Source organism: Thiohalorhabdus sp. (assembly GCF_036628635.1).
GTDB lineage: Bacteria > Pseudomonadota > Gammaproteobacteria > Thiohalorhabdales > Thiohalorhabdaceae > Thiohalorhabdus.
In genome coordinates this window covers 1-3746 of record NZ_JAZKRM010000102.1, presented here as the reverse complement: position 1 = coordinate 3746, position 3746 = coordinate 1, and the positions used below count along the sequence as shown (strand labels likewise).

The window sequence follows — 3746 nt, the reverse complement described above, 5'->3', positions numbered from 1 at the left end:
CCCATGGAGGGCTATCTTGCCACCACGCGCCGCTTTCGCCTTCGGCCTGGCCGCCGGGCTGGCCGTGGTTTATTTCCTGGGACTGCTGCAGGGCCTGAGCCTGGGGACCCTGCTGTTCCGGGCCGCTGTCGGCGGCCTGGCGTTCGGCGCGTTCTGCGGCATGCTGGTGTTCATGCTGGGCGATCCGTTCGAGATACCGCCGCCTTCCTCCCGGTCCGGGGAGGGCGACCACGAGGGCAGCGAGGCCCCCTCGAGCGCCACGGATCGCCAATCCAACTCGCGCGATGAAGGCGCATAGGGGCACCGCCGCCAATGCGTGGCTATTCCACCGTCGATCCCGACGACCCCGACAGCCTGCTGAACGATTTCGGCGACGTCGTCTACTATCACGCCGAGCGCCTGGTCATGCGCCTGCCCAATGGGCTTGAGCGCGACGACCTGCTCAACGCCGGGATGGTGGCCCTGATCCAGGCGGCGGCGAAATTCGATCCGTCCCGCGGGGTGCAATTCCGCACCTACGCCGACTATCGCGTCCGCGGTGCCATGATCGACGAGATGCGTCGGGCCGACTGGATGGGCACCGAGACCCGGCGCCGTGCCCACGTCCTGGAGGATGCGTTCGCCACCCTGGAGCAAAAGCACGGCCGGCCGGCCCACGCTGAGGAGGTGGCCAACTTCCTCGGTGTCGAACAGGATGAATACTTCCGGCTGCTGAACGAGGTCCGCGGCATCTCGCTTATGGCCATCGAGGACCTGGAGCTCCCCGACGGCGACCTGCCGGGGCAGGACGTATCCGATTGGCTGCACCGGGGCAAGGACTCGGAGGCCTTCGAGCAGCTCGAGCTGGACGAGGTGGTGGAGACGCTGGCGGCGGGCCTGGAGGAGCTGCCGCAGCGGGAGAAGCTGGTGCTGGCCCTGTATTACTACGAGGAGCTCACCATGAAGGAGGTGGGCGAGGTGCTTCAGGTCACCGAATCCCGGGTTTCCCAGCTCCATACCCAGGCGGTGCTCCGGCTCCGGAGCCGGCTGGGCTGGGATGCCCAGGGTGGCGACGAATGAGCCTGGTGGCGGTGCTGGATGGCCTGATCGTGGTCCTGCTGGGCGTCCTGGTGGTGCTGGAGATCCTGCGCCCTCGCCGGCTCCGTGGGGTGCTGGAGGAGGTGGACGAGCGGACCGCCGAGGCCACCGCCGCGCTGGATGAGCTCCAGCGCCGCCTGGAGCGGACCCTGGAGGCCGCCGACGCGGCGTCGTCTTCGGCCGAGGAGGAGCCGGGAAGCGACCACCGCAGGGGGCGCCGGTACGACCACCCGGATCGACACCGGGGCCCTGAACCGTCGGGGGACCCGAGCCCTCGGGGGCGGCCTGATCCCAGGACTGCCCCAACCTCCCGCCAGGAGGCCCCCGAGATCGAGCTCGACCGGGTGGCGGAGCCCGAGCCCCAGGCCCAGGAGCTGCGGGAAAAGATTGCCCACCTGCTGGAAAGCTCGGGGAGCGAGCGCACCGAGCGGGAGCGCCGTCTCCTCCACCAGCTCCAGGAGACCCTGGAGCGGCCCGCCGGCTCGGACCGCCTGGAGCACGAGCGCATGCTCTACCGCGCCCTGGAGGCCGCCACCCAGGAAGCCGGGCCGCGCCCCGGAGGGGAGCCTCCCGAGGAGGAGCGGGAGCTCATCGCCAAGCTGCGCGGGGGCGGGTGATGAGTGAGGGGTGAGGCGTGAGGGGTGAGGGGTGAGGGGTGAGGAGTAACGGCAAAAACCCCGACGGCGGGTTATCCGCAGATGGCGCAGATGCACGCAGATACGGCAAGAGCCTGGCTAAGGTCCCGAGTTCGAGGCTGCGCAAGGCCTCCCGATAGGACCCCGGCTCCAGTAAAAGGTCCAACTAGATCAAGTAGGCCTGCCTTTTAACTTCGCTTTCCTATCTGCGTCCATCTGCGCCATCTGCGGATCGCGCTGTTTCCGCCGGTACCCTTCACTCCTCACTTCCCTCTTCAAGCCCACGGCCAACTCTGCGATAAGAGGGGGAGGCCCCTCGGTCCCTTCCTCCGGTTCCAGAAGGCATTCCCATGGCGGAGACACCCAGCAGCCCCATACCGGGCTCGCGCCCCGTCGAGACCTCGCCCATCCGGGTCGGCCAGAGCCGGCCGGGGACGCCCACCCTGCAGCCGGATCGGCTTTACCCGGCACGGGTGGTGCGCGGCGGCGAGCAGCCGATTCTGCGCATGCTCGGGCACAATGTTCAGGGCGAGCCCCAGCGGCCCGGGCTAACGGAAGGCAACCGGCTGCTGGTGCGGCCGGAGATCCAGGGCAGCCGGGTCTACCTGCACGTGATGAACCGGGGGGACATCCTGGACCGGGTCAGCCAGCGCTTCGGGGGTATGCTGCAGCGCCATCCGTGGCCCCTGCCCTCGGCGCCCCAGCCCGGAAGCGGCGGTCTGAGCGCTTCCCAGGGGCAGGGAGCCGAGCGCGGCAGCCCGGGCGGTGATCGCGGGCCGGGGCGGATGCCTTTGGTGATCCGAGGGATCGGCTCGGGAGCTGCCTCCCGCGGTGGCGAGGCCGACAGCGGCCCGCTCCGGCCCGGGGCCCGCTCGCCTTCCCTGCCGGCCACGGCCCGCCTTATCGGCGGGGCGGAGAATGCGCCGGTTCGGTTGGTGCGGGTGGCGGACCCGGGCCAATGGGCCCAGCCGCGGGTCCCCTTTCAGGCAGCGGCGTCGCTGGGCCAGGGGGCCCTCCAGGCAGCGGCTTCGGGCTCCGCTTCGGGTGGCACCCAGTCGGCGGTTTCGGCAGGGTCCCAGGGAGGCTCCGCCGCGGCGCCGGGGGGCGAAGGCCGGGCGCCGATGCCTCCCTCGCCCGCGGGGGCGGAGGGCAGGGGTGCGCCCCGGTCGCCGGAGGCGACCCAGCGCACGGTCCAGGGCCTGGTCTCCGCTTTTCTCAATACCCAGGGGGACGGCGGCCAGCGCATCGCCGGGAGCCGGGATGCCGCCCGGCACTGGCTCGAGGCCCTGCTCAAGCCGGCACGCGAGACGGCCGGTGGCGAGCGTGCCGACCGCAGCGGTTCCCTGACGGAGCGCCTTCTCACCGAAAAGGGGAGGCTTCTGCTGGACCGCTGGGCCTTCATCCCCCTGCCCCTTTCCGGCGAGCGCTCCGGGGCCTGGATCCACGTCCCGGAGCGCCACCATCCCGAGGGAGGCGAGGAGGCCGGCCCGGAACAGGCCCAGACCCTGCGCGTCTGGCTCACCAGCGAGCGCCTGGGCGGCATGGAGCTCATCCTGCCCCTGGGTGAGGGGCGGATCTGGCGGGTTCGCTGCGAAAGCGCCGCCACCATGGCCGCCCTGGAGGAGCAGCAGCCCCGTCTTGAGCGCCTGTGCCGCAAAGCCGGCCAGGCCATCACCTTGCGCATCGAGGGCCCGGATCCGGGCTTGGGGAATCCCCCGGAGTCGCTGCGGCGGGCCCAGGCCCTCGAGCGGACCGTGAGCGCCCGGGCATGACCGACGACCAATCGTCCTCCCCCTCCCAGGCCGTGCGCCGGGCGGTGGCCGTGCGCTACCGGGCGCAGGAGGCCGAGGCCCCGGTGCTGTCCGCCAAGGGCTACGGTACCCTGGCCGAACGCCTGCTGGAACGCGCCGCCGAAAGCGGCGTGCCCATCCGCGAGGATGAATTCCTGGTGGAGGTGCTGTCGCGCCTCGACCTGGGTGCCGAGATCCCCCCCGAGACCTACGAGGCCATGGCCGTGATCCTGGCCGAGATCTA

General features: G+C 71.2%; 5 protein-coding genes. All 5 read left to right on the top strand.

Annotated features, from left to right (window positions below):
- Positions 1-298 (top strand): hypothetical protein (locus V5A19_RS14005; protein WP_332327967.1); only part of this gene is annotated, 298 nt, incomplete at its 5' end.
- A gap of 14 nt (positions 299-312) precedes the next feature.
- Positions 313-1059 (top strand): FliA/WhiG family RNA polymerase sigma factor, encoded by a 747-nt coding sequence (locus V5A19_RS14000; protein WP_332319667.1) that lies wholly within the window; start codon positions 313-315, stop codon positions 1057-1059.
- Positions 1056-1694 carry a hypothetical protein gene (locus V5A19_RS13995; protein WP_332319666.1) on the top strand — a complete coding sequence of 213 codons (639 nt, stop codon included), beginning with the start codon at positions 1056-1058 and terminating at the stop codon, positions 1692-1694. Before V5A19_RS14000 ends, V5A19_RS13995 begins: the two co-directional genes overlap by 4 nt.
- A 368-nt stretch (positions 1695-2062) precedes the next feature.
- Complete coding sequence (locus tag V5A19_RS13990) at positions 2063-3484, top strand: hypothetical protein (RefSeq protein WP_332319665.1); 1422 nt, start codon at positions 2063-2065, stop codon at positions 3482-3484.
- Positions 3481-3746, top strand: a 266-nt coding sequence (locus tag V5A19_RS13985) for an EscU/YscU/HrcU family type III secretion system export apparatus switch protein (protein WP_332327966.1), incomplete at its 3' end; no start/stop codon positions are given. The genes V5A19_RS13990 and V5A19_RS13985, both read left to right, overlap by 4 nt.

Excerpts from the sequence above, each read along its gene's own strand:
- V5A19_RS13995 (WP_332319666.1), top strand. The coding sequence starts at position 1,056 with ATGAGCCTGGTGGCGGTGCTGGATGGCCTGATCGTGGTCCTGCTGGGC.
- V5A19_RS14000 (WP_332319667.1), top strand. The coding sequence starts at position 313 with ATGCGTGGCTATTCCACCGTCGATCCCGACGACCCCGACAGCCTGCTG.
- V5A19_RS13990 (WP_332319665.1), top strand. The coding sequence starts at position 2,063 with ATGGCGGAGACACCCAGCAGCCCCATACCGGGCTCGCGCCCCGTCGAG.